Source organism: Streptomyces sp. NPDC110618 (genome assembly GCF_055657065.1).
In genome coordinates, this window is the sequence record NZ_JBVKBN010000019.1 from 113,137 (window position 1) to 137,051 (window position 23,915).

At 71.9% G+C, this 23,915-nt stretch carries 26 protein-coding genes and 1 riboswitch; of the genes, 11 read left to right on the forward strand and 15 right to left on the reverse strand.

What is annotated here, in order from left to right:
- Nucleotides 1-40: 40 nt before the first annotated feature.
- The 3 genes from ACZ7L7_RS28460 to ACZ7L7_RS28470 are packed head-to-tail and all read right to left on the reverse strand — an operon-like array spanning nucleotide 41 to nucleotide 3,914.
- Entirely contained in the window at nucleotides 41-466 is a 426-nt protein-coding gene (locus tag ACZ7L7_RS28460) for a GNAT family N-acetyltransferase (protein WP_472077591.1), read from the reverse strand.
- 57 nt (nucleotides 467-523) lie between these two features.
- Nucleotides 524-3,091, reverse strand: a complete 2,568-nt coding sequence (locus ACZ7L7_RS28465; protein ID WP_472077592.1) for an ABC transporter permease — start codon at nucleotides 3,089-3,091, stop codon at nucleotides 524-526.
- A gap of 4 nt (nucleotides 3,092-3,095) precedes the next feature.
- On the reverse strand, nucleotides 3,096-3,914 hold the full coding sequence (locus tag ACZ7L7_RS28470; protein WP_285514986.1) for an ABC transporter ATP-binding protein: 819 nt from the start codon (nucleotides 3,912-3,914) through the stop codon (nucleotides 3,096-3,098).
- Nucleotides 3,915-4,058: 144 nt separating this feature from the next.
- Between ACZ7L7_RS28470 and ACZ7L7_RS28475 the strand changes: the two genes are divergently transcribed.
- Together ACZ7L7_RS28475 and ACZ7L7_RS28480 are read left to right on the forward strand one after the other, a co-directional pair.
- Nucleotides 4,059-4,286 (forward strand): antitoxin, encoded by a 228-nt coding sequence (locus ACZ7L7_RS28475; RefSeq protein WP_093719231.1) that lies wholly within the window; start codon nucleotides 4,059-4,061, stop codon nucleotides 4,284-4,286.
- A 4-nt stretch (nucleotides 4,287-4,290) separates the two neighbouring features.
- On the forward strand, nucleotides 4,291-4,665 hold the full coding sequence (locus tag ACZ7L7_RS28480) for a fic family toxin-antitoxin system, toxin component (protein ID WP_285514985.1): 375 nt from the start codon (nucleotides 4,291-4,293) through the stop codon (nucleotides 4,663-4,665).
- Between the two features lie 7 nt (nucleotides 4,666-4,672).
- On the opposite strand, the gene ACZ7L7_RS28485 is transcribed toward ACZ7L7_RS28480, so the two are convergent.
- The 4 genes from ACZ7L7_RS28485 to bioB all read right to left on the reverse strand — a co-directional run bounded on the left by ACZ7L7_RS28485 (nucleotide 4,673) and on the right by bioB (nucleotide 8,605).
- Entirely contained in the window at nucleotides 4,673-5,359 is a 687-nt protein-coding gene (locus ACZ7L7_RS28485) for a class I SAM-dependent methyltransferase (RefSeq protein ID WP_285514984.1), read from the reverse strand.
- A gap of 79 nt (nucleotides 5,360-5,438) precedes the next feature.
- Nucleotides 5,439-6,161: a dethiobiotin synthase gene (gene bioD / locus ACZ7L7_RS28490; RefSeq protein ID WP_472077593.1), complete on the reverse strand. Its 723-nt coding sequence runs from the start codon at nucleotides 6,159-6,161 to the stop codon at nucleotides 5,439-5,441.
- A 1-nt stretch (nucleotide 6,162) separates the two neighbouring features.
- Nucleotides 6,163-7,443, reverse strand: coding sequence for an adenosylmethionine--8-amino-7-oxononanoate transaminase (locus ACZ7L7_RS28495; RefSeq protein WP_471432217.1), 1,281 nt, complete (start codon nucleotides 7,441-7,443; stop codon nucleotides 6,163-6,165).
- On the reverse strand, nucleotides 7,436-8,605 hold the full coding sequence (gene bioB, locus ACZ7L7_RS28500) for a biotin synthase BioB (protein ID WP_453604177.1): 1,170 nt from the start codon (nucleotides 8,603-8,605) through the stop codon (nucleotides 7,436-7,438). Before bioB ends, ACZ7L7_RS28495 begins: the two co-directional genes overlap by 8 nt.
- A gap of 147 nt (nucleotides 8,606-8,752) precedes the next feature.
- Between bioB and ACZ7L7_RS28505 the strand changes: the two genes are divergently transcribed.
- Nucleotides 8,753-9,880 carry an 8-amino-7-oxononanoate synthase gene (locus ACZ7L7_RS28505; protein WP_471592833.1) on the forward strand — a complete coding sequence of 376 codons (1,128 nt, stop codon included), beginning with the start codon at nucleotides 8,753-8,755 and terminating at the stop codon, nucleotides 9,878-9,880.
- 102 nt (nucleotides 9,881-9,982) lie between these two features.
- Here ACZ7L7_RS28505 and ACZ7L7_RS28510 read toward each other — a convergent pair whose 3' ends face one another.
- Nucleotides 9,983-10,210, reverse strand: coding sequence for a DUF397 domain-containing protein (locus ACZ7L7_RS28510; protein ID WP_285514979.1), 228 nt, complete (start codon nucleotides 10,208-10,210; stop codon nucleotides 9,983-9,985).
- A 9-nt stretch (nucleotides 10,211-10,219) separates the two neighbouring features.
- Nucleotides 10,220-11,086: a helix-turn-helix domain-containing protein gene (locus ACZ7L7_RS28515; RefSeq protein WP_093719223.1), complete on the reverse strand. Its 867-nt coding sequence runs from the start codon at nucleotides 11,084-11,086 to the stop codon at nucleotides 10,220-10,222.
- A 212-nt stretch (nucleotides 11,087-11,298) separates the two neighbouring features.
- On the opposite strand from ACZ7L7_RS28515, the gene ACZ7L7_RS28520 reads away from it, so the two are divergent.
- Nucleotides 11,299-11,757, forward strand: a complete 459-nt coding sequence (locus ACZ7L7_RS28520) for an ATP-binding protein (RefSeq protein WP_285514978.1) — start codon at nucleotides 11,299-11,301, stop codon at nucleotides 11,755-11,757.
- Nucleotides 11,758-11,918: 161 nt separating this feature from the next.
- Here ACZ7L7_RS28520 and ACZ7L7_RS28525 read toward each other — a convergent pair whose 3' ends face one another.
- From ACZ7L7_RS28525 to ACZ7L7_RS28535, 3 genes are all read right to left on the reverse strand, one after another.
- A complete protein-coding gene (locus ACZ7L7_RS28525) occupies nucleotides 11,919-12,392 on the reverse strand; it encodes a C40 family peptidase (protein ID WP_285514977.1) in 474 nt (157 codons plus the stop codon).
- Nucleotides 12,393-12,395: 3 nt separating this feature from the next.
- Nucleotides 12,396-12,591, reverse strand: a riboswitch (cyclic di-AMP (ydaO/yuaA leader).
- A gap of 351 nt (nucleotides 12,592-12,942) precedes the next feature.
- On the reverse strand, nucleotides 12,943-13,248 hold the full coding sequence (locus tag ACZ7L7_RS28530) for a hypothetical protein (RefSeq protein ID WP_285514976.1): 306 nt from the start codon (nucleotides 13,246-13,248) through the stop codon (nucleotides 12,943-12,945).
- A gap of 7 nt (nucleotides 13,249-13,255) precedes the next feature.
- On the reverse strand, nucleotides 13,256-13,885 hold the full coding sequence (locus tag ACZ7L7_RS28535; protein ID WP_453604171.1) for an ATP-dependent Clp protease proteolytic subunit: 630 nt from the start codon (nucleotides 13,883-13,885) through the stop codon (nucleotides 13,256-13,258).
- Between the two features lie 66 nt (nucleotides 13,886-13,951).
- Between ACZ7L7_RS28535 and ACZ7L7_RS28540 the strand changes: the two genes are divergently transcribed.
- The 7 genes from ACZ7L7_RS28540 (at nucleotide 13,952) to ACZ7L7_RS28570 (ending at nucleotide 18,935) form a co-directional block, all read left to right on the forward strand.
- The gene (locus tag ACZ7L7_RS28540; RefSeq protein WP_285514974.1) at nucleotides 13,952-14,245 is read left to right on the forward strand and encodes a type II toxin-antitoxin system Phd/YefM family antitoxin; all 294 of its coding nucleotides are present in this window, start codon (nucleotides 13,952-13,954) and stop codon (nucleotides 14,243-14,245) included.
- A 109-nt stretch (nucleotides 14,246-14,354) separates the two neighbouring features.
- The gene (locus tag ACZ7L7_RS28545) at nucleotides 14,355-14,657 is read left to right on the forward strand and encodes an urease subunit gamma (protein ID WP_093719218.1); all 303 of its coding nucleotides are present in this window, start codon (nucleotides 14,355-14,357) and stop codon (nucleotides 14,655-14,657) included.
- A gap of 13 nt (nucleotides 14,658-14,670) precedes the next feature.
- On the forward strand, nucleotides 14,671-14,982 hold the full coding sequence (locus ACZ7L7_RS28550) for an urease subunit beta (RefSeq protein WP_471432223.1): 312 nt from the start codon (nucleotides 14,671-14,673) through the stop codon (nucleotides 14,980-14,982).
- The gene (locus ACZ7L7_RS28555) at nucleotides 14,975-16,696 is read left to right on the forward strand and encodes an urease subunit alpha (RefSeq protein ID WP_471432225.1); all 1,722 of its coding nucleotides are present in this window, start codon (nucleotides 14,975-14,977) and stop codon (nucleotides 16,694-16,696) included. The genes ACZ7L7_RS28550 and ACZ7L7_RS28555 overlap by 8 nt, the downstream gene beginning before the upstream one ends.
- Nucleotides 16,696-17,370, forward strand: coding sequence for an urease accessory protein UreF (locus ACZ7L7_RS28560; protein WP_453604167.1), 675 nt, complete (start codon nucleotides 16,696-16,698; stop codon nucleotides 17,368-17,370). The genes ACZ7L7_RS28555 and ACZ7L7_RS28560 overlap by 1 nt, the downstream gene beginning before the upstream one ends.
- 129 nt (nucleotides 17,371-17,499) lie before the next feature.
- On the forward strand, nucleotides 17,500-18,177 hold the full coding sequence (gene ureG, locus ACZ7L7_RS28565; RefSeq protein ID WP_285514970.1) for an urease accessory protein UreG: 678 nt from the start codon (nucleotides 17,500-17,502) through the stop codon (nucleotides 18,175-18,177).
- Complete coding sequence (locus ACZ7L7_RS28570; protein WP_472077594.1) at nucleotides 18,165-18,935, forward strand: urease accessory protein UreD; 771 nt, start codon at nucleotides 18,165-18,167, stop codon at nucleotides 18,933-18,935. The genes ureG and ACZ7L7_RS28570 overlap by 13 nt, the downstream gene beginning before the upstream one ends.
- Before the next feature lie 337 nt (nucleotides 18,936-19,272).
- On the opposite strand, the gene ACZ7L7_RS28575 is transcribed toward ACZ7L7_RS28570, so the two are convergent.
- From ACZ7L7_RS28575 to ACZ7L7_RS28585, 3 genes are all read right to left on the reverse strand, one after another.
- Nucleotides 19,273-19,998, reverse strand: a complete 726-nt coding sequence (locus ACZ7L7_RS28575; RefSeq protein ID WP_285514968.1) for a lysophospholipid acyltransferase family protein — start codon at nucleotides 19,996-19,998, stop codon at nucleotides 19,273-19,275.
- A 138-nt stretch (nucleotides 19,999-20,136) separates the two neighbouring features.
- A complete protein-coding gene (locus ACZ7L7_RS28580) occupies nucleotides 20,137-21,366 on the reverse strand; it encodes a PP2C family protein-serine/threonine phosphatase (RefSeq protein WP_285514967.1) in 1,230 nt (409 codons plus the stop codon).
- Nucleotides 21,367-21,434: 68 nt separating this feature from the next.
- The gene (locus tag ACZ7L7_RS28585; RefSeq protein ID WP_285514966.1) at nucleotides 21,435-23,882 is read right to left on the reverse strand and encodes a SpoIIE family protein phosphatase; all 2,448 of its coding nucleotides are present in this window, start codon (nucleotides 23,880-23,882) and stop codon (nucleotides 21,435-21,437) included.
- Nucleotides 23,883-23,915: the final 33 nt, after the last annotated feature.

Here is a 23,915-nt window from a genome sequence, read left to right on the forward strand (position 1 = left end):
TCTCGGTCGGTGTTCTCGGTCGGTGATCTCAGCGGTGGTCTCAGCCCGTGAGGGGCTTCACCCAGCGCACCCACTGCTCCTGCGGGCCGTACCCCGCCGCCCGCCACGCGTGGTGGGCCCGCTCGTTCGCCCGGAGGACCATCGCGTCGCCGCGCCGTCCGCCGAGCGCGGTGAAGCGCTCCTCGGCGGCGGCGAGCAGCGCGGTGGCGATGCCCTGGCGGCGGTGGTCGGGGTGGACCGCGAGCCGGTACAGATGGCAGCGCCAGCCGTCGAAGCCCGCGATCACCGTGCCGACCAGCTCGCCGTTCCGCTCGGCCAGGATCAGTGCCTCGGGGTCGCGGGCGACCAGCCGCTCCACCCCTTCCCGGTCGTCGCTGATGCTGGTGCCCTCGGCGGCGCTCTTCCAGAAGGCCAGCACGGTGTCGAGATCCTCGGGGCCCGCGGCCCGTATCCGCAGTTCGGTCATGCGGCGATCACACCACGCGGGCCGGGGCGGGCACCCGGAATTCCGGCATCCGGACCCTCACTCGTGCGCGATGGCCTCCAGCACGTTCATCCGGGAGGCGCGCAGCGCGGGGAGCAGGGCCGCGACGATGCCGACGACCGCGGAGCCGATCACCACCGCGACGATGGTGCCCCAGGGAATCGCCAGCGCGGTCATCCCCTGCAGGGCCAGCACCTGCTGGGTGCACACGCCCCACACCAGGCCCAGCGCCAGCCCCAGCACCGCGCCGAACACGGCGATCACCACCGACTCCAGGCGGATCATCCGGCGCAGCTGCACCCGGGACAGGCCGATCGCCCGCAGCAGCCCGATCTCCCGGGTCCGCTCCACGACCGACAGGGCGAGGGTGTTGACGACGCCGAGCACCGCGATGACGATCGCCAGGCCCAGCAGCGCGTACACCAGGTACAGCAGTACCGCGATCTGGTCGCGCACCAGCTTCTTGTAGTCCGCGAGGTCCCGGACCTGCACCTGGGGGTACGGGTCGAGGGTCTCCTCCAGGCCGGCGCGCAGGTCGTCGTCGGCGACCCCGGAGGCCGCGTTGACGTACACCGCGGCGTCCTGGCCGCCCGGCGCGTACCGCTCCAGGGTGTCCAGGCCGAAGTACATGCCGCCCTGGGCGGCGAAGCCGTCCGCGGACTCCTGGTCGGTGAGCGCCCCGACGGTCAGCTCGCCGGTGCGCCCGCCCTGGAACTCGACGGGGATCGTGCTGCCGACCTTCACGCCGTGGTCCCGGGCGAAGTCCACGTCCATGGCCATGGCGCCCTCGGCCAGTGCGGCGGCCGTGTCGCCCTCGGCGTAGGTGATGTTGGCGACCTCGTCGAGCTGCGGATCGTAGGCCGCGGCGGTCGTCTCGACGCGGTCGCCGTCGGGCAGCCGGACCGCGATGGGCGCGAACTGGGAGCGCACCACCAGTCCGACGCCCTCGGTGTCGCGGATCTTCTCGGTGATCTCGCGCGGGAACGGCACGAAGTTGGCGTTCTGGACGACGAAGTCGGCGCCCAGGGTCTTGTCGATCTGTTCGTCGAACGACTTGGTCATCGAGGCGCTCGCCACCGACATTCCGCCGACCAGGGCCAGCCCGACCATGAGCGCCGCTGCGGTGGCCCCGGTGCGGCGCGGGTTGCGCAGGGCGTTGCGCTGGCTCATCCGGCCGATGGACCCGAACAGCGCCGGGAACGCGCCGCCCAGCACCCGGATCACCGGCCGCACCAGCAGCGGGCCCGCGATGACCGTCGCGATCAGCGTGAGGACCACACCGAGCCCGAGCAGCGAGGCGGACGTCGACGTGTCCGACGAGGTGACGCACCCGACGAGCGCCGCCGCGCCGAGCGCCCCGACCACCGTGCCCACCACCGCGCGCGTGCGCAGCGGCTTGCCGATTCCGGAGATCTCCGCGTCCGACAGCGCCGCCATGGGGGAGACGGTGGCCGCGCGCCGGGCCGGGAGGTAGGCCGCGACGAAGGTGACGCCGAGGCCGACGGCGTACGCCGACACCGGTGTCGCCCAGCCGATCACCATGTCGGCGGAGCGGATGTTCATACCGAGCAGGCCCATCAGCTCGATCAGGCCGATGGCGAGACCGATCCCGGTGGCCAGGCCCAGCGTGGCGCCGACCAGGCCCAGCAGCAGCGCCTCGGTGAGCACCGACCGGCGCACCTGGCGGCGGTCGGCGCCGAGCGCCCGCAGCAGGCCCAGCTCACGGGTGCGCTGGGCGATCAGCATCGAGAAGGTGTTGACGATCAGGAAGACCCCGACCAGGACGGCGATCCCGGCGAACCCGAGCATCACGTACTTGATGACGTCGAGGAATCCGCCCAGCTGGTCCAGGTCGGACTCGGCCTGTTCGTCGGCGGTGCGGAACTCGTACTCGTCCGCGCCGAGCGCCGCGGCCACCCGCCGCTTGAGCTGGGAATCGCTGACGCCCTCGGCGGCCTCCAGCGAGATACCGGTGGCGGCGTCCGCGTCGCCGAGCAGCTTGGTCTGCGCGGTCGGGGTGTCGAAGAAGATCAGGGCGGCGCCGGGGTTGGTCGTGGTGAACGTGACGATGCCGACGACCTCGACCTTGAAGGAGCCGGGCGCCGCGATCACATGGAGCGTGTCGCCGATCCGCACGTCCTTGTTGTCGGCGGTGTCCGCGTCGATCAGCACCTGACCCGGCCCCTCGGGCGCGTGCCCGGATGTCAGCTCGACGGGGCTGCGCTCGGTGGGGTTCCAGTTGGTGCCGATGGTGGGGGCGCCGGTGGTCGGGCCGACGGACTCGTTGTCCTCGTCGGCGACCGTGATGCCGTCCACTTCCACGTCCAGGCGGGCGTCCGCCACGCCCTGCACCCGGGCGGCCCGCTCCACCAGCGAGGCGGGCAGCGTGGGCGTGTATCCCGAGGGGAGCGCCTCGTCGAGGTTCTCCTTGGGGCTGACCGTGACATCGGCCGCGGTCGACGCGAACAGCCGGTCGAAGGTACGGCTGACGGTGTCCGAGAAGATCAGGCTGCCCGAGACGAACGCCACCGACAGCAGCACCGCGAGGGCGGAGAGCAGCAGCCGCCCCTTGTGGGCGAGGAAACTGCGCAGGGTCGCCTTCAGCACCGGGTCAGTCCTCCTCGGGGACGTCGGCGGCGCCCCGGATCACGTCGAACCGTTTCATGCGTTCCAGTACCGCCTCCGCCGTGGGCCGGGGCATCCGGTCCACGATCCGCCCGTCCGCGAGGAAGAGGACCAGGTCGGAGTGGGCGGCGGCGCCCGGGTCGTGGGTGACCATGACGACGGTCTGCCCGAGCTGGTCCACGGCGTCCCGCAGGAAGCCCAGCACCTCAAGGCCCGCGCGCGAGTCCAGGTTGCCGGTCGGCTCGTCGGTGAAGATCAGCTCGGGGCGGGAGGCGAGCGCGCGGGCGCAGGCCACGCGCTGCTGCTGGCCGCCGGAGAGCTGGGTGGGCCGGTGCTTGAGGCGGTCGCGCAGCCCGAGCGTGTCGATGACCTGGTCCAGCCACTTCTGGTCGGGCTTCTTGCCCGCGATGTCCATGGGCAGGGTGATGTTCTCGACCGCGTTCAGGGTCGGGATCAGGTTGAACGACTGGAACATGAACCCGATCCGGTCCCGCCTGAGCCGGGTCAGCTCCCGCTCCTTCAACCCCGTGATCTCGGTGTCGCCGAGCCATACCTGCCCCGCCGAGACGTTGTCGAGCCCGGCGAGACAGTGCATCAGCGTGGACTTCCCGGACCCCGAGGGGCCCATCACCGCTGTGAACCGGCCGCGCGCGATGTCCACGTCCACCGAGTCCAGCGCCAGAACGGCCGTCTCGCCCGAGCCGTACGCCTTGGTCAGACCGCGTGCCCGGGCCGCGATCGCGTCGTCGTCCTGGTCCGGTACCGAAGCTGGTGCGGACAAGGCGGCCTCCTCGTTCCTGGACATCGGGACTTCCTTGTCGGGCCGAGCCTAATGTGATCAGGCCCACACCGGATATCCCCCTCGGGGTCGAGTCGGCCTCCACCTCAGGAATGAGCCGACAGCCGCACCCCCTTGCCGGTGCTAGCGCTTCGGCGCTAGCTTCGAGTTATGGCCAAGACCCAGCTGAACGTCCGCGTCGACGAGGACACCGCCCGCGCGGCGCGCGAACGTGCCCTGGCGCGCGGGATGAGCGTCAACCGCTACATCGAGGAACTGGTCCGACAGGACACCGGAGAGGTCGGCCACACCTTCGTGGAGTCCGCCGCCGACTTCATGAAGCAGTACGAGTCCGTCTTCGCCGAGGAGTTCGGCGCCGATCGCGAAGGCCGTCGCTGACCCCTTGAGCAACCTCAGGATCGACCTCGCCTGGCTGCTGATGCTCGCCGAGCAGAACACCCCCGGGGACCCGCAGGTCACCGACTGGGGCGCCCTGATCGCCGCCGTCGCCCGCCACGACGCCGAGATATTCGACGTCCCCGTCTACGACACCCCGCACACCCGCGCCGCAGCCCTGCTCCAACTCCTCATCCACGTCCCGGCCCTGGAGCGCTCCAACGCCCTCTTCGCCTCCGCCGTGGCCTACGGCTACCTGGTCGCGAGCGGCCTGAAGGTCGCCACCTCCCCGGTCCAGGTCCGCGATCTGGCCCGCCTGGTCAAGAGCGGAGCGGCGACGGTGGAGGACATCGCGGGGGAGTTGCGGCAGTGGTGCGACTGACCGGTACTCAGTCCGCCCCGGCCGGCCGCCACGCCGTCCCCAGCACGCAGTACGACGTCGGCATCGTCGGCCCCTTCTCCGGGAACAGGATCCGGCGGTAGGGGCCGAGTTCGAAGCCGGCGGCGCGCATCGACGCCACCGGGTCCCGGGCCACGTGGCAGCCGCCGAACAGGAAGGGCCAGACCGTGCGGTCCAAGGCGCGCTGGGTGAGGTGCATCGCGGGGCCGCCGCCCCGGCCGTGCTCCAGGAACACCAGCGTGCCGCCCGGGCGCAGCACCCGGCGGATCTCCGTCAGCGCGCGCGGCACGTCCCGGACGCTGCACAGCACCAGCGAGACCACCGCCGCGTCGAAGGCCTCGCTCTTGACCGGCAGCGCCTCCGCCGCGCCCGGCACCACATCCACCGGGACCTCCGAGCGCAGGGCCGCCTCGACAGCGTGCTGGCGCAGCACCCGTTCCGGCTCGATCGCCACGACCTCCGAGACGGTGCCCGGATAGTGGGCGAAGTTCAGGCCGTTGCCCGCGCCGATCTCGATCACCCGCCCGGACAGCCCGGCGAGCAGCCGGTCGCGCAAAGCGGCCATGCCCAGACCGGTCTCGGCGTTCACACTCAGACGGGCGTAGAAGCGGGCGAACAGCGGGTGGTGCACGGCATCGCGCGGCACCTTCCCGGTACCGGCGGACCGAAGCGGCATGGAAACCTCCCGGGCAGGACGGGCCATAACCCGATTGTCCCCCGGACTCCGGTCGCGCACCCCCGCTGTACGCCGTCCGCTACGGACTGACGTCGATCCCTTCCCGGAACGCCACCGCGTCCCAGCGCCCGCCCAGCTCCGCCCCCAGCCAACCGGGCGCCGCCGCCCGGAAGTCGGCCGGCGCCCAGCCCCCCGCCCCCGCGGGCAGCGCGCCCAGCAGCGGGGCACCGGACACCTCCGGCAGGTCCGCCACGTTGCACCGCGCGGCGAGGTCCGGCTCGTCGGGCCAGCTGCCGATCACCACGCCCAGCGGGTCCAGGTGCCGGGAGCGCAGTTCACGGGCCGTCAACTCCGTGGAGTTCAGGGTGCCCAGCCCGGCCGGCGCCACCACCAGGACCGGCACCGCCAGCAGTTCGGCCGCGTCCGCCAGCGTGCCGCCCCGGTCGTCGAAGCGGACCAGCAGCCCGCCCGCCCCTTCCACCAGCACCAGATCGTGCTCGGTGGCCAGCTTCGCGGCGGCCTCGGCGATCCGCTCCGGGGTCACCGGCGGCAGCCCGGACCGGCGCGCGGCCGTGCCCGGCGCCAACGGCTCCGGGTAGCGGGCGAGTTCGGCGGCCGTCACGGCCCCCGCCAGGCGCACGCACTCCTCGGCGTCCCCGCGCTCGTCCGGCCGTACGCCCGTCTGGGCCGCCTTCAGCACGGCCACCGTGCGGCCCGCGCCCAACGCCGTGGCGGCGATCGCGGCCGTGGTGACCGTCTTGCCGATCTCCGTGCCGGTGCCCGTGATCACCAGAACCGACATCTCAGCCCTCCCGCGCCGCCGCGCACACGGCGTTCGCGATCCGCGCCAGGTCCGCGTCGCCCGTGATGTACGGCGGCATTGTGTAGATCAGGTCCCGGAACGGCCGCAGCCACACACCCTCGCGCACCGCCGCCTCGGTCGCCGCCTCCATGTCCACCGAGTGGTCGAGCTGGACCACGCCGATGGCGCCGAGGACCCGCACGTCCCGCACGCCCGGCAGCTCCGCCGCCGGGGCCAGGCCCTCGCGCAGCCCCGCCTCGATCCGCTTGACCTCGGTCAGCCAGTCCTGGCCGAGCAGCAGTTCGATCGAGGCGCACGCCACCGCCGCGGCCAGCGGATTGCCCATGAACGTCGGCCCGTGCGCCAGCACCGGCACCTCGCCCCGCGAGATCCCGTCGGCCACGCGCGAGGTGCACAAGGTGGCGGCGAGCGTCAGGTAACCGCCGGTCAGCGCCTTGCCGACGCACATCACGTCCGGAGTCACGGCCGCGTGCTCCGCCGCGAACAGCGCGCCGGTCCGCCCGAAACCGGTCGCGATCTCGTCGAAGACCAGCAGCACGTCGTGCGCGTCGCACGCCTCGCGCAGCACCCGCAGATACGCGGGGGAGTGGAACCGCATCCCGCCCGCGCCCTGCACCACCGGCTCCACGATCACCGCGGCCAGTTCACCGGCGTGCCGTTCGATCAGCGAGCGCAGATGCTCGGCGTAGGACTCCTCGTACTCCACCGGCGGCGGGTCCGCGAACAGCTGGCGCTGGAGCACACCGGTCCACAGCTCGTGCATCCCGCCCCGCGGGTCGCACACCGACATCGGCTGCCAGGTGTCGCCGTGGTAGCCGCCCCGCCAGGTCATCAGCCGCTGCTTGCCGGGCCGGCCCAGCGAGCGCCAGTACTGCAGGCACATCTTCACCGCGACCTCGACCGACACCGAGCCCGAGTCGGCGAGGAACACATGCTCAAGTCCCTGGGGCGACATGTCGACAAGGTGCTTCGCCAGGCGCACGGCGGGCTCGTGCGTGAGCCCGCCGAACATCACATGGCTCATCCGGCCGAGCTGCTCGCGCGCCGCCTCGTTGAGCACCGGGTGGTTGTAGCCGTGGATGGCCGACCACCACGACGACATCCCGTCAACCAGCTCGCCCGAGCCGTCCGCGAGGCGCAGCCGCACCCCGCTCGCCGACTCCACGACCAGCGGCTCCTGACGGCCCGGCATCGGACCGTAGGGGTGCCACACATGCCGCCGGTCGAGGTCCAGCAGCTCGGGGACGCTCAGCTCAGGCATTGGGCGCGAGGTCCGTACCGGCGCCCCGGCGGCGCACCGCGACCAGATCGGTGCGTACCTGACCGGGCTCGGCCTGTTCGGCAGGGGCCGGAGCAGTGCCGCACACACCCCCGCCCTCGGAACCGCAGGAGCTCTCCGAGCCGCAGCCGCCACCGGCCGCCCGGTGCTCCGGCAGCGTCACCTCGTCGGCGCCCTCCACCTCGAACCCGGCGTCGGCGATCATCTCCAGGTCGGCCTTGCCGGCCTGGCCCTCGCTGGTGAGGTAGTCGCCGAGGAAGATCGAGTTGGCCAGGTGCAGCGCGAGCGGCTGCATCGTGCGCAGATGGACCTCGCGGCCGCCCGCGATGCGCACCTCCACGTCCGGGCAGACGAACCGCACCATCGCCAGGATCCGCAGACAGCGCTGCGGGGTCAGGTGCCACTCCTTGGCCAGCGGGGTGCCCTCGAACGGGATCAGGAAGTTCACCGGCACCGAGTCCGGGTCCAGCTCGCGCAGCGAGTAGACGACGTCCACCAGGTCCTCGTCGCTCTCGCCCATGCCGGCGATCAGGCCGGAGCAGGCGGACAGACCCGCGGCGTGCGCCTTCCGCACGGTGTCCACGCGGTCGGCGTAGGTGTGGGTGGTGGTGATGTCGCCGTAGGTGGCCTCGGAGGTGTTGAGGTTGTGGTTGTAGGCGTCCGCCCCGGCCTCGCGCAGCCGTTCGGCCTGCCCGTCGGAGAGCAGACCCAGGCAGGCGCACACCTCGACGCCCTCGTTCTGCTCCTTGATCGCCTTGATGGTGTCCGAGACCCGGTCCACGTCACGGTCGGTCGGACCGCGCCCGCTCGCCACCAGACAGACCCGCTTGGCGCCGCCCGCGAGCCCCGCGGCGGCCGCCTCGGACGCCTCGTCGGGCTTGAGCCAGGTGTACTTCAGGATCCCGGCGGTCGAGCCGAGCCGCTGCGAGCAGTAGGAGCAGTCCTCGGGGCACAAGCCGGACTTGAGGTTGACCAGGTAGTTCAGTTTCACCCGACGGCCGAACCAGTGCCGGCGCACCTTGCCGGCCGCGGCCACCACATCGAGCAGGTCGTCGTCGGAGGTCGCGAGGACGGCCAGGGCTTCCTCGCGGGTCGGCAGCTCGCGCCGCAGCCCCTTTTCCACCAGCGTGTTCAGCAGGTCCATGAGAGCTGATCCTGTCCTACGGAGTGGTTCCTGGCCAAGGAGAGTTCGTACAACTCGGGCGCTCGGAGGTGTGGGTATTGCCACACCCTGGGTGACCGGTCGTGCCGCTAGTGTCTGTGCGCTGCCTACAAAAACCCCGGAGGACCCATGGCGTTCGGCTGGATCGACGAGCAGGCGGAGCTGCGCCGGCGCGCCGGACTCGTCCGGACGCTGCGCCCCCGCCCGGCCGACTCGCCGCTGCTGGACCTCGCGAGCAACGACTACCTGGGCCTGGCCCACCATCCCGAGGTGACCGAGGGCGCGGCCCGGGCGGCGCGGACCTGGGGCGGCGGCGCCACCGGATCCCGGCTGGTGACCGGTACGACGGAACTCCACGGGGAGCTGGAGCGCGAGCTGGCGGACTTCTGCGGCTTCGAGGCGGCGCTGGTCTTCTCCTCCGGCTACGCGGCCAACCTCGCCGCGGTCACCGCGCTCGGGCCGCACGGCTCGCTGATCGTCTCCGATGCGGGCAACCACGCCTCGCTCATCGACGGCTGCCGCCTGGCCCGCGGGACGACCCAGGTCGTCGCGCACGCCGAGCCGGACGCGGTGCGCAAGGCGCTGCAGACGCACGACGGCCCGGCGATCGCGGTCTCCGACACCGTCTTCTCGGTGGACGGCGACGCGGCCCCGCTGGCGGGTCTCGCCGAGGCGTGCCGGGAGTACGGCGCGGGACTGGTCGTCGACGACGCGCATGGGCTGGGGGTGCTGGGCGACGGCGGCCGGGGCGCCCCGTACGCGGCGGGCCTCGCGGGCGCGGACGATGTCGTCGTCACGGTGACGCTGTCGAAGTCACTGGGCAGTCAGGGCGGGGCCGTGCTCGGCCCGGCCCGGGTGATCGACCATCTGGTCAACGCGGCCCGGACGTTCATCTTCGACACGGGCCTGGCGCCCGCCGCGACCGGTGCCGCCCTGGCGGCCCTGCGGCTGCTTCGCCGGGAGCCGGAGCGGGCGGCACGGGCGCGAGCGGTGGCCGGTGAACTGCACGCCCGCCTGACGGCCGCGGGTCATCAGGCGGTACGTCCGGACGCCGCGGTCGTCTCGGTGCGCGCGCCCTCCCCGGAGGAGGCCGTGCGCTGGGCGGCGGACTGCCGGGCGGCGGGCCTGGCCGTCGGCTGTTTCCGTCCTCCTTCCGTGCCCGACGGCATCTCACGTCTGCGACTGACCGCCCGTGCGGATCTCACGGACGGTCAGATCGCACGCGCTGTTCGGATCATCGGCGAGACACGACCATGAGTCGGCGTGACACGGCCCTGCCGCCGCGGCTGCGGAACTGATCGAAATTGATCGGAAGTTGATCGCGAATTGCTTGAGGTCCTCAGGCCTTGATGGAAGTCCTCAGGCCTTGACCGCGGTCGTGAAGTCCGCCCAGCTCTCGGGGGAGAAGAGCAGCGCGGGTCCGGCCGGAGCCTTGGAGTCGCGTACGGCGAGCAGCCCGGCCCAAGGTCCGGTCCGCGGCCGAGCGGTCTCCACGCAGTTGTTCGCGCCCGTGCTGTAGCTGCTGCGCAGCCAGTGCACGGCTGGTAGATCGGTACTGGAAGGAACGTGCCGAGGCAGTGCAGACATGGTGCCTCCTTACGCGCCGTCAGCTATCCCGGCGATGTAATCCAACGATTCCTCGGGCGAAAGGGCGTGGATCTGAAGGGTGGTGAATGCCTCCGTGTACGCCTGGAGGTCTTCTTTCCGCTCCAGGTAGAGGCTACTCGTCAAGTGGTCGAGAACAACCACATCCAGATCAGAGGTGCGCGAAAATGAGAAGACTACGAAAGGCCCTGTGATGCCGATGTGCGCCCCCGCAGTGAACGGCAGCACCTGCAAACGCACTTGAGGCAGCCGCCCCGCCTCCACCAGCCGCCACAGCTGCCGCGCCATCACCCCGGGCCCGCCGATCCTCCGGCGCAGGACCGCCTCGTCCAGAACGGCGCTGAGCTCCAGCGGGGGCCGGCCGCGCAGGACGTCCTGCCTGGCCAGGCGCACCTCGACCAGCGCGTCCAGCCGTTCGTCCGCCTCGTCCAGGCCGCCCACCGCGGCCCGGGTCACCGCGCGCGCGTACTCCGGTGTCTGCAACAGCCCCGGCACCACCGAGGTCTCCAGTGTGCGCATCGCGGTCGCCTGGGACTCCAGGCTGATGAAATCCCGGTAGGTCGGCGGCAGCACCCCCCGGTACGCGTGCCACCAGTGGTGTCGTCCGGCACCGTCGTCGGACCCCGCCAACACCAGGAGCAACTCCCGCAGTTGCTCGTCCCGTACGCCATAGGCGTCGAGGAGTAACCGCACATCGGCCGGTTTCACCCCGCTGGCGCCGGTCTCGATCCGGCTCACCTTGGACTGGTGCCAGCCCACCAGACGCGCCGCCTCACCGCTGGTGAGACCCGCACCGGTGCGCAACGCACGCAGTTCGGCGCCCAGCTTTCGGCGGCGTACCGCGGGACCGTGCTGCATGCGCTCCTCCTTACTCCAACCGGGCCGCCCAAATACGGTCTCGCGTAGCAGAGTTCACCGCTTTGAGCGACAGATATATGCATATCTTGGTGGATCGGCACCGTGACCGGCGCGGTAATGGCAGTCTGGCGACGAAGCACCAGTCCGGGACCGTACTCGAACCATCCGCTCCGTGTCGGACTGCGGTCCCGTGGGAAAGGGACGACGTCGCCATGGCAGACCATCTGGAAGCATCCGTCACTCTGCCGAGCGATCCCGCCTCGGTCTCCGCGGCCCGCGGCTATGTGGTCAGCACCCTCGCGGAATGGGGGCTGCCGGCCGAGACGGACGCGGCCGACACCATCCGGCTCATCGTCTCCGAACTCGCGACCAACGCCGTCCAGCACACCCTGGGTCAGTCACCCACCTTCACGGTGGACATCGAGTTGCACCATGACGAGCAGTTGCGCATCGGGGTGACCGACAGTCATCCCCGGTTCCCCAGGCGCCTGCCCGCCGCCGTCCAGCAGGACAACGGCCGCGGACTGGTGATCATCCGCTGGCTCACCGCCGAGTGCGGCGGCCGGCTCAGAGTCCGGCCGACCCGCGAGGGCGGGAAGACGGTCTCCATCGAACTGCCCTGGACGGTCCCGGCCCGCCCGGTCACCGCGGCGGGGCAGCAGGAGCCCTGAAACTCCGTCGGAACGCCTGAAAAGCCCCCTGAAAGCCCTCTGAAAGTCCCCCTGGGAAGGCCCCTGGGAAGTCCCTTGGGAGGGAAGTCCCTGCAAAGCCCCCTGAACAGCCCTCAGGGCGACGGCGCGTCAGGGCGCCGCCGCCCCTGAGAACCGCCCGGTCAGCTCACCCGGCCGTACCAGACGCTCTTGGTCCAGATCTTCTGCAGCCGCACCACGTCACCGGTCTTCGGGGCGTGCCAGATCTTCCCCTTCCCGGCGTAGATACCGACGTGGTAGACGTTCGACCCCGAGTGGAAGAACACGAGGTCACCCGCCTTGCGGTTGCCGGCGGAGATGTGGCGCGTCTTGTTGTACTGCTGGGCCGCCGTACGAGGCAGCTTCTTGCCCGCCTTCTTGTACGAGTACAGCGTGAGCCCGGAGCAGTCGAAGCGGTGCGGCCCCACGGCACCCCACTTGTAGGGGGATCCCTTCTTCGAAGCCGCGACCTTCAGTGCCTTCGACGCCGGAGTGGCAGCGGCCGCCTCGGAGGCGAGGCCGGGAGCCACGATCGAGCCGCCGACGGCGGCGAGGGTGAGAGCCGAGGCCGTACCGGCCCGGACCATCAGCGACGGGACACGATTGAGCGCAGTCATGCGCAACCCTTCGTCAGCCGCCTGTGAAGGATGACCTGTCGGATTCGGGCTGGCGAAGTTGCCCGGCCGCTGAGAGCGGCTTCACCCCAAGGGCTGCTCGGTGCGCGGAGACTCCGCACCGGCGACCCGTCGTGCTTGGGTCCTCCACTCCTGCCGATCCACTCCTGTCGACCGGTCATCCGGGCGGCGGCAGGACTCGGCGTCCGCCCGGACCGCCCCGCCGCTGTGGCGGGGGCTTGTCGTCAGACAGGGATCTTGGCTCACCGATGTCCGAAAATCCCAATGGAACCGGGGATTTGTGGTGTTACTCACCACTCATCCGTTCGGGTGGACACTGCTCCATTCGAACTACCGTCCAGGCGTTGGGGGATGCCCGGACCAGGCACGGAACGTCTCTTTCGGTTCCGGCGCTACGCGCGTTGCGCAACCCCGGCGGGCCGGAAAAAGGACACGCGACTACGCCAACAGTGGGTACGTCGTTCGGTCCGTTTCAACTCAGGTCCGGACGACTCGACATGGCGAGGAGCCGCCCGCACCCCTCTCACGTGCGTCAACTGTCCGAGCGCGGAGGAACCGTGACGCGAGCCGTGCGGCGCTCCCCGTCCAGCACGCGCAGCGCACGCGCCAGCGTGGGGGCATGCAGCTCGGTCTCACCGCGCTGATGCATGAGCGCCAGCGCGTCACGCAGTTCGGTCGCGCGGGACACGAGTGCCTGGGCGGCCCGCAGCCCGCCGTAGGTGTCGGTGCGGCGCGTGGGGTTGATGTGCCCGAGCAGATCGACCACGTCGAGGTAACGGTCGATCAACTCGGCCTCGGCGCGCGTCAGCGCGGGCAGCGGCGGAAGGTCCGGCAGCATCCGCGGCTCACCTCGTGCCCGGGGTGGTGCTCTTGCGACTCGGCACGATCCGGTCCACCAGCCCGTACGCCAGGGCCTCCCGCGCGTCCAGCACCTTCTCCCGCTCGATGTCGGCGCTCACCTGCTCCCGGCTGCGTCCGGTGTGCCGGGCGAGCATCTCCTCCAAGCGGGCCCGAATCCGCGTCAGCTCCGCGGCCTGGATCACCAGATCGCTCGCCTGCCCCTCCACCGGCCCGGGCAGCGTGGGCTGGCCGAGCGTCACCCGCGCGTCCGGCAGCGCGGACCGCTTGCCCGGGGTCCCGGCCGCGAGCAGCACCGCCGCGGTCGGCCCGGCGTGGCCCAGCAGGACCGTCTCCACCTCGCAGCTGACGTACCGAAGCGTGTCGTAGACCGCGGACATGGCGCTGAACGGGCCGCCCGGGGAGTTCACGTACAGCGAGATGTCCCGGTCGGGGGAGTGGTGCTCCAGATACACGAGCTGCGCCATCACGTCGTTCGCCGCGGTGTCGTCGAGCGGCGTCCCGAGGAAGACGATCCGCTCCTCCAGGAGCTTGGAGTACGGGTCCTTCGGCCGCGCTCCGGCGCTGGTGCGCTCGGTGAACTCGGGCAGGACATGGCGGGCGGTCGGCCGGGTCATGAGCGTGCCTCCCTCGTCGGGTGCCTGTAAGAAATGTACAGGACGTACATGACGTAATGTAGGGCCATGGCCTACGAGATCCCGGTGACGCAAGCCAGGGCTGAGCTCGCCGACCTCATCAACCGCGTGGTGTACGGCGGGGAGCGCGTCGTCGTGACCCGGCACGGAAAGCCCCTCGTCGCCCTGGTCTCCGCGGCCGACCTGGAGCGCCTGGACGCCCTGGAGGCAGCCGCCGAGGAGCAGGTGATCAGCGCCGTCTCCAAGGTCGGGGAGGCCGCTGCCGCGCCCCGTGAGCCGCAGCGCTTCGGCATCGCCGCCGAGCACCGCGGGCCGGGCGCGACCGGATCACAGCTCGGTTAACGTGCCCGAAACCCGCCCCAACTAGCCTCCCCCCACGCCACCTGGGACTTTGCCGGTGGCCGCGGCAACCGGGCCCCGCACGGCCCGGAGCGAGACTGTGAGGTGGGACGTGCAACTGACCCCGCACGAACAAGAGCGGCTGCTCATCCATGTGGCGGCCGACGTCGCCGAGAAGCGCCGGGCCCGCGGCCTGAAGCTCAACCACCCCGAAGCCGTCGCCCTCATCACCTCGCACATCCTCGAAGGCGCCCGCGACGGCCGTACGGTCGCCGAGCTGATGGCCTCCGGACGCAAGCTGCTCACCCGGGACGACGTCATGGAAGGCGTCCCGGAGATGATCCACGACGTCCAGGTCGAGGCCACCTTCCCCGACGGCACCAAGCTCGTCACCGTCCACGAGCCGATCGTCTGAGGAGGCGGCAGCGATGATTCCCGGAGAGATCCTCTTCGCGGACGGGCCGATCGTGTACAACGAGGGCTGTGAGGTCACCCGGCTGACCGTCCTCAACGCCGCCGACCGCCCCGTCCAGGTCGGCTCCCACTACCACTTCGCCGAGGCCAACCCCGGTCTGGACTTCGACCGCGCCGCCGCCCGCGGCAAGCGCCTCAACATCGCCGCCGGGACCGCAGTGCGCTTCGAGCCCGGCATCCCCGTCGACGTCGAACTCGTCCCGCTGGCCGGCGCCCGCGTCGTGCCCGGACTGCGCGGGGAGACCGGAGGTGCCCTCGATGCCTGAGATCTCGCGAGCCGCCTACGCCGACCTGTTCGGCCCGACCACCGGCGACCGCATCCGGCTCGCCGACACCGACCTGCTGGTGGAGATCGAGGAGGACCGTTCAGGGGGCCCCGGACTCGCCGGGGACGAGGCCGTGTTCGGCGGCGGCAAGGTCATCCGCGAGTCCATGGGCCAGTCGCGTGCTACGCGCGCAGACGGCACGCCGGACACCGTCATCACCGGCGCCGTGGTGATCGACCACTGGGGGATCGTCAAGGCCGACATCGGCATCCGCGACGGCCGGATCACCGGCATCGGCAAGGCCGGCAACCCCGACACCATGGACGGGGTGCACCCGGACCTGGTGCTCGGCCCGGAGACCGAGGTGATCGCGGGCAACGGAAAGATCGTCACCGCCGGGGCCATCGACGCGCACGTCCACTTCATCTGCCCGCAGATCTCCGACGAGGCGCTGGCCTCCGGCATCACCACCCTCATCGGCGGCGGCACCGGACCGGCCGAGGGCTCCAAGGCGACCACCGTGACGCCCGGCCCCTGGCATCTGGCGCGGATGCTCCAGGCGATGGAGGCCTACCCGCTCAACATCGGCTTCCTCGGCAAGGGCAACACCGTCTCGCACGAGGCGATGCTCTCCCAGATCCGCGGCGGCGCGATGGGCCTGAAGCTGCACGAGGACTGGGGCTCGACCCCGGCCGTCATCGACGCCTCGCTCACCGTCGCCGACCGCACCGGCATCCAGATCGCCATCCACACCGACACCCTGAACGAGGCCGGTTTCGTCCAGGACACCCTCGCGGCCATCGGCGGCCGGGGCATCCACGCGTACCACACCGAGGGCGCGGGAGGCGGGCACGCGCCGGACATCATGACCGTGGTCTCCGAGCCGCACGTGCTGCCCAGCTCCACCAACCCCACACGGCCCTTCACCGTCAACACCGCCGAGGAACACCTCGACATGCTGATGGTGTGCCACCACCTGAACCCGGCGGTGCCCGAGGACCTCGCCTTCGCCGAGTCCCGGATCCGGCCCTCCACCATCGGCGCCGAGGACATCCTGCACGACCTCGGCGCGATCTCGATCATCTCCTCCGACTCCCAGGCCATGGGCCGGGTCGGCGAGGTCGTGCTGCGCACCTGGCAGACCGCGCACGTCATGAAGCGCCGGCGGGGCGCGCTGCCGGGCGACGGGCGCGCGGACAATCTGCGGGTACGGCGCTACGTCGCCAAGTACACGATCAACCCGGCCCTCGCCCAGGGCATCGCCGGGGAGGTCGGGTCCGTGGAGACCGGCAAGCTCGCCGACCTGGTGCTGTGGGACCCCGCGTTCTTCGGCGTGAAGCCCCAACTCGTGCTCAAGGGCGGGCAGATCGCCTACGCGCAGATGGGCGACGCCAACGCCTCCATCCCGACGCCGCAGCCGATCCTGCCGCGGCCGATGTTCGGCGCGATCGGGCGCGGGCCCGCCGTCAACTCCCTGAACTTCGTGGCCCCGTTGGCGATCGAGGACGGGCTGCCGGAGCGGCTCGGGCTCGGCAAGCCGTTCGTCGCGATCGAGTCCACGCGTGCGGTCACCAAGGCCGACATGCGGGAGAACGGCGCCCGGCCGCGTGTCGAGGTGGACCCGGACAGCTTCGCCGTGCGTATCGACGGGGAGCTGGTCGAGGCCACGCCCGCCGCGGAACTGCCCATGGCCCAGCGCTACTTCCTCTTCTGATGTCCTGGGCAGCGCTTCTCGTCCTGGCCGACGGCCGCTTCCCCGCCGGGGGGCACGCGCACTCCGGCGGCGCGGAGGAGGCGGTGAAGGCGGGCCGGGTGACCGGGGCGGCGAGTCTGGAGTCCTTCTGCCGGGGGCGGTTGCACACCGCCGGGCGGGTGGCGGCGGCGCTGGCCGCGGCTTCGGCGCTCGGTCTGGATCCGGTCGCGCTCGACGCGGCTGCCGATGCGCGGACGCCGTCGCCCGCGTTGCGGGTCGCTTCGCGGAAGCTGGGGCGGCAGTTGCTGCGGGCGGCTCGTGCCACCTGGCCGAGCGGTGAACTCGACGCGCTCGGGGTGCGGTTCCCCAAGGGGGCGCATCAGCCGGTGGTGCTGGGGTTGACGGCCAGGGCCGCCGGGCTCGGGCCCGCTGACGCGGCGTACTGCGCGGTGTACGAGAGCGTCAGCGGGCCCGCCTCCGCGACGGTGCGGTTGCTGAGTCTGGATCCGTTTGACGCGACGGGGGTGCTGGCACGGCTGTCGACCGAGATGGATCTTGTCGTGGATCAGGCAGTGGAGGCGGCGCGCGGGGCGGTCGATGCGGGGGTTGATGCCTTGCCCGCGTCCTCCGCGCCGCTTCTGGAGATCGGGGCGGAGGTGCATGCGGGTTGGTCGGTTCGGTTGTTCGCGTCGTGAGGGGTTTGGTGTTCGCCCCCGCCGCCCCTTCCCGTTCCCGTCCCTGGGGGCTTGGCCCCCAGACCCCCGTATCGGCCCTGAACGGGCCGCGTCCTCAATCGCCGGACGGGCTGAAGATCGGAACTGCTCATGCATCTTGACCATCACCACCACGACACCCCCGCCGTCAGCGCCGACGCCCGGCGTCCCGACGGGTCCCGGCGTGCGCTGCGCATCGGGCTCGGCGGGCCCGTCGGGTCCGGGAAGACCGCCACCGTGGCCGCGCTGTGCCGCGCCCTGCGCGACGAGTTCTCGCTCGCCGTCGTGACCAATGACATCTATACCCGTGAGGATGCCGAGTTCCTGCTCAGGGAGGCCGTGCTGCCGCCCGAGCGGATCACCGCCGTCGAGACGGGCGCCTGTCCCCACACCGCCATCCGGGACGACATCTCCGCCAACCTCGAAGCCGTCGAGGACCTGGAGGACGAGGTCGGACCGCTCCACCTCGTCCTGGTGGAGTCCGGCGGGGACAATCTGACCGCCACCTTCTCCAAGGGACTCGTGGACGCGCAGATCTTCGTGATCGACGTCGCGGGCGGCGACGACATCCCGCGCAAGGGCGGACCCGGTGTCACCACCGCCGACCTGCTCGTCGTCAACAAGACCGACCTGGCGCCCCACGTCGGCTCCGACCTCGCCCGGATGGCCGCCGACGCCAAGGCGCAGCGCGCCGAACTGCCGGTCGTCTTCCAGTCGCTGCGCGAGCAGGACGGGGTCCGGGAGGTCGCCGACTGGGTGCGCGGGCAGCTCGCCGCGTGGACGGCGTGACGGTGACCGGCGTCGCCGCCACCGCCCGGATCGGCGCACGCGGTGACGGCAGGGGCGGTACGGCGCTGCCCGTGCTGGAGGGCGAAGGCCCGCTCGCGCCCCGGCGCACCCGGGGGAGCGGCGGGGAGGCACGGGTCCTGCTCGTCGGTGCGATGAGCGGACCGCTCGGCGGCGACCGGTTCGCCGTCGAGGCCGACGTGGCGGACGGCGCCCGGCTGCACATCGGCTCCGCCGCCGCGACCCTCGCCCTCCCGGGCCAGGCCAAGGGCGCGGCCCACTACGACGTCCGCCTCACCGTCGCCGACGGCGGCGAACTGCGCTGGCTGCCCGAGCAGTTGATCTCCGCTGCGGGCAGCGAGCTGTACGTCACCACCCGCGTCGACCTCGGTGCCACGGCCCGCCTGGTCCTGCGCGAGGAGCAGGTACTCGGCCGCGCCGCGGAGGAACCGGGCCGCCTCACCAGCCGCCTGACCGTCCGCATCGCCGAGCGCACGGTCCTCGACCAGGAGCTGTCCTGCGGTCCCGGCGCACCAGGTGGATGGGACGGTCCGGCGGGTCTCGGTGGACACCGTGCAGTGGGCCAACTCCTCATTGCGCGCCCCGAGTTCGAGAAGAGCCCGGTAACCCCTCAAGTCCTCACCGAAGGCGCCGCCCTCATGCCCCTCCCCGGCCCGGCGGCCCTCGTCACCGCCGTGGCGCGGGACGCCCGAGTGCTGCGCCGGCTCTTGGACCGGGCTCTGGCGTCCCTCTCCGGGTAGGGCCCGCCCGCGACGTGGCGGGCCGCCGGGTCGCGGGCGGGCTTCCGGTTTGCCGTGTCGCTCTGTCCGGCGGGCGGGGGTGTTTGCCGTCCTCGTGCCGCTGTTCGGTTGTGCGGTTCCGGTCGTGGCGCCCGAGTTGACCGGCCTGGGACGTGGCGGGCAGCCCCGTCGGGTCTGGTGCTCCGTTCGGGGCCGTGGCGCCGGGCGGCCGGGCCGTGGCGGAGAGCCCGGTGATGTTTCTCGGCCGAGCGGCCGGGACGCTCGTCGCAGGGCCGCCGCACGGCCCCGTTGCGGAACCGGGTGGGGTCAACTCGCCTCGACCGGTGCCGTATCCGTGTCAGCCCAGCGGCATTCTGGGAAAGCGGCGGGACTTCTGGTCGGCCGCCGCGGCCTCCTCGGCCTTGACGACCGCCGCGTACTGGTCGACGTACTCCTGCTCGGAGAGGGTGAGGATGGCGTACATGATCTCGTCGGTGATGGCGCGCAGGACGGCCTTCTCGTTCTCCATGCCGGCGTAGCGGGAGAAGTCCAGGGGCTTGCCGAAGCGGATGACCACGGGGTGGATCCGGGGGATGACCTTGCCCGGCGGCTGGGCCTCGAAGGTGCCGATCATCGCGCAGGGGATCACCGGGACGCCCGCCTTGAGCGCCATCACGGCGACCCCGACCTTGCCCTTGTAGAGGCGGCCGTCGTGGGAGCGGGTGCCTTCCGGGTAGATGCCGAGGAGTTCGTACTTGCGCAGGACGCCGAGGCCCTCGCGGATCGCGGCCTGACCCGCCTCCTTGCCGGAGCGGTCGACGGGGATCTGGCCCGCGCTGCGGAAGAAGAAGGCCGTCAGCCGTCCCTTGAGGCCGGGGCCGGTGAAGTACTCGGCCTTCGCGAGGAAGGTGATGCGCCGCTTGAGGATCGCCGGCATCAGGAAGTGGTCCGAGAAGGAGAGATGGTTGCCCGCCACGATCGCCGCACCGGTGGCGGGGACGTTCTCCAGGCCCTCGGTGCGGGGCCGGAAGACCAGTCTCAACAAGGGGCCCAGCAACACGTACTTGAGCAGGTAGTAGAACAAGGAGGAGCTCCTCTACTTGCAGGTCAACCGGCGTGTTGTGGGGCTGTCAGTGTAGGCACAGGCAACGGCGCCCGTAACCGCCGCCGCAGCGACTGGCGCAGACCTTTCCGGCGATCTTGACACCCGCCTCACGCCCCGTCAGAGACGCACCACCACAAGGGCCGTGTCATCGGTGGCCCCGCCGGGCGGCAGCAGGTCCAGCAGGACCGCGTCCGCGAGGCTCTCGGGGTCGTCCTGGCGGTGCGCGACAAGGGACTTGGCGAGCCGGGCCAGACCGCAGTCGATGTCCTCCTGTCTGCGTTCGACCAGGCCATCGGTGTAGAGCACGAGTGTGGCGCCCTTGGTGTAGTACGTCTGCGCCTGCGGCCGGCGCAGCGGTTCGGGGCGGGCGTCGAGCGGCGGGTCGGTGGCGCGGTCGAGGAACTCCACCCGCCCGTCCGGGTGGAGGAGCGCGGGCGGCGGATGCCCGGCGCTGCTGTAGACGATGGTGCGCCGGTCGAGATCGACGAATGTGGTGACCGCGGTGGCCGATTCCGCGCCCTCCACCACATGCGCGTACCGGCCCAGCACATCGAGCGCCTCAGCGGGCCCCTCGGCGACCCGGGACGCGGCGCTGAGCGCGCTGCGCAGCTGGCCCATCACCCCGGCCGCCGGCAGTCCGTGCCCGACCACGTCCCCGACGGAGACCCCGATGCGGTGGCCGCCGACCAGGTCGACCAGGTCGTACCAGTCCCCGCACACGTTGAGCGCGCCCACCGCGGGCCGGTAGCGCACCGCCACGGCCCGATGGCGGACCTGGGGGCGGGCGGGCAGCATCGACTCCTGGAGCGCGAGCGCGACCTCGCGTTCGCGGGCGTGTGCCTGGCGGAGCCGGTCGTTGAGCTCCTGCAGCTCGCGCGCCCGCGTGTACAGCTCGGCCTCCATCACCCGCGGCCGGCCGCCGGTCGGGCCGCCGCGGGCCCGGATCAGGTCGGTGACGTCCTCGACGCGGTGCACCAGCAGCCGAACCGTGCCGTCGGGGCCGAGGACGGGGGCGTTGACCGGGCTCCAGTACCGCTCCTCCCAGTGCCCCGGCCGCTCGGTGGACTCCACGTCGTAGCGCTGGAGAGCCATCACGTCCCGTTCACCGGTGGCCGCCACCCGTTGCAGGGACGCCGCGAGGTTGCGCATGCCGGTGGCGGTGGGGTCGTTGGGGTTGTCGGGGAAGGCGTCGAAGAGATAGCGGCCGACCAGGTCCTCGCGGCTGCGCCCGGTCATGTGCAGGAACTCCTCGTTGACGTCCGCGTAGATCAGCTCGGGCGTCAGCACCGCCACCATGCCGGGCAGGGCCTGGAAGATCGCCGTGTAGTCGATCGCCGTGTCGTTCATGGCTGCCCGCCTCACCACCGGGGTCACCCCAGTCTTTCACGTTATGCGGCTATTGCTCCCCTCGTGGATCACTCCACCGGGTCCGTGAGGGACTGTTCGGCCCAGATCACCTTGCCTTCGGGGGCGAACCGGGTCCCCCACCGCTGCGTGAACTGGGAGACCAGCAGCAGGCCCCGCCCGCCCTCGTCGGTGGCGCGCGGATGGCGCAGGTGCGGTGCGGAGGCGCCGCCGTCGAGCACCTCGCAGATCAGTGAGCGCTCCTTGATCAGCCGCAGCCGGATCGGCCCGGTCGCGTACCGGATGGCGTTGGTGACCAGCTCGCTGACGACCAGCTCGGTGGTGAAGGCCAGCGGCTCCAGACCCCACTCGGCGAGCTGACGGGTGGCGCTCTTGCGGGCGTCGGCGACGACGGCGGGGTCGCTGGGCAGGTCCCAGTCCGCGACCTGGTTGTCGCCCAGCAGCCGGGTGCGCGCCATCAGCAGCACCACGTCGTCGTGCGGCCGGACCGGCACCAGCGCGTCCACCACGGCCCGGGAGCGCAGGGCGAGCGTGGGCGCGGTCCGTTCCAGGGCCGGGATCAGCCGCTCGGGGTCCGCGTCCGTGGCCCAGTCGTCGCCGCGCGCGAGCAGCCCGTCGGTGTACATGGCGAGGGTGCTGCCCTCGGCCAGCGCCATCTCGACCGACTCGAAGGGCGGACCGCCCACCCCCAGCGGCGGGCCCTGCGGCAGGTCGACGAAGGTCACCTCGCCGTCCGGCAGCACCACGGCGGGGGACGGATTCCCGGCGGTGGCCATCGTGCACTGCCCGTCCACCGGGTCGTACACCGCGTACAGGCAGCCCGCGCCCACGCCCCGCATGCTGTCGGCGCCCTCCGCGTCCGGCACCGGGCCCTCGTCCCGCGCCGAGCGCCCCACCAGGTCGTCGAGGTGGGCCAGCACCTCCTCGGGCCGCAGGTCCAGCGCGGCCAGCGTCCGTACGGCCGTGCGCAGCCGGCCCATGGCGGCCGCCGCCGTGATGCCGTGCCCCGGCACCTCGCCCACCACCAGCGCCACCCGGGCACCGGACAGCGGCACCACGTCGTACCAGTCGCCGCCGAGGCCGGTCAGCTCGTCGGCGGGCCGGTAGCAGGCGGCGACGTCCACGGCGTCCTGCTCGGACAGCCGGTGCGGCAGCAGGCTGCGCTGCAGGAGCAGGGCGGCGTCGCGTTCGCGGGTGTAGCGGCGGGCGTTGTCGATGCAGACCGCGGCCCGCGAGACCAGGTCCTCGGCGAGCCGCAGATCGTCCTCGTCGAACGGCTCCTTGCGGCGCCGCCGCAGGAACGTGGTGATGCCCAGGGTGACGCCCCGCGCCCGGACCGGCACGATCATCACGCTGTGCAGCCCCAGCTCCCGGAACGTGGCCTTGCGGCCCAGCACATCCGCGGCCCACTCCCGGGCCATCGGGTCGAGGTGCTCGGCACGCCAGGAGTCGCCGCTGGTCAGACAGCGGATCGGCGGCGAACCGGACAGATAGGTGGCCGCATCTCCTATGCCGACCGCCTCGTCCTCGTGGTCCGAGCGGTACCCGGAGCGCCGCAGCTTCACCGGCTCGGTGTCGCTCAGCGGGCCGGGCGGGGGCTCGCCACCGCAGAGCACCGAGTCCAGCAGGTCCACCCAGACCAGGTCGGCGAAGCCCGGCACGGCCACGTCCGCCAGCTCCTGCGCGGTGTGCGCCACGTCCAGGGTGCGCCCGATGAGCCGGCCCGCCCGGTCCAGCAGGGCCAGCCGCCGCCGGGCCTGGTGCCGCTCGCTGACGTCGACGACCGTGTAGTACACGCCCATCGCCCGGCCCTGGTCGTCGTCGAGCCGGGTGAAGGACATCATGTGCGCCGTCTCCCGGTGCGGCGCCGACCGGATGGAGCCCAGGTGCTCGTAGCCGACGATCGGCTCGCCGGTGTCCAGCACCCGCCGCATCTGGGTCTCCAGCGCCGCCGCGTCCAGGCCCGGCTGGATGTCCGCGAGCCGCCGGCCCAGCCGCTGGTAGGGCGCTCCGCCGCCGAACTCCTCCAGCGCCGCGTTGGACCAGACGAATCGCAGATCGGTGTCGACGATCGCGATACCGACGGGGGAGCCGGTCACCATCTGCTCCAGCACCGTCCGGCTCATGTCCCAGCCCTGCGCCTGCTCCATCTCCGACAGCAGCGCCAGCCAGCGCGCCGGACCGTCCTTCTCCGGGGCCGCCACCACCCGCGCCATCACCCGCACCGGGGTGCCGTCCGAGCGCCGGGCGGTCAGCAGCCCCACCCAGCCGTTGTCCCGGCGGCACCGCTCGGCCAGCTCCGGCAGGCGCGCCGCGTCCTCGGGCACGAGCAGCCCGGTCACCGGCCGACCCACCACCTGGGACGGGCCGTACTCCAGAAGCCGCTGCGCCCCACTGGTCCAGCAGGTCACCAGCCCCTGGTCGTCGACCAGCACGGGCACGGCATCGGCCACATCGAACCGATGCCGTGCTGTGGCGTGCTCCTCCTGTGTGCCCACGGCCGACCTCTCCGTCGCTGAGAGTCGCTGAGA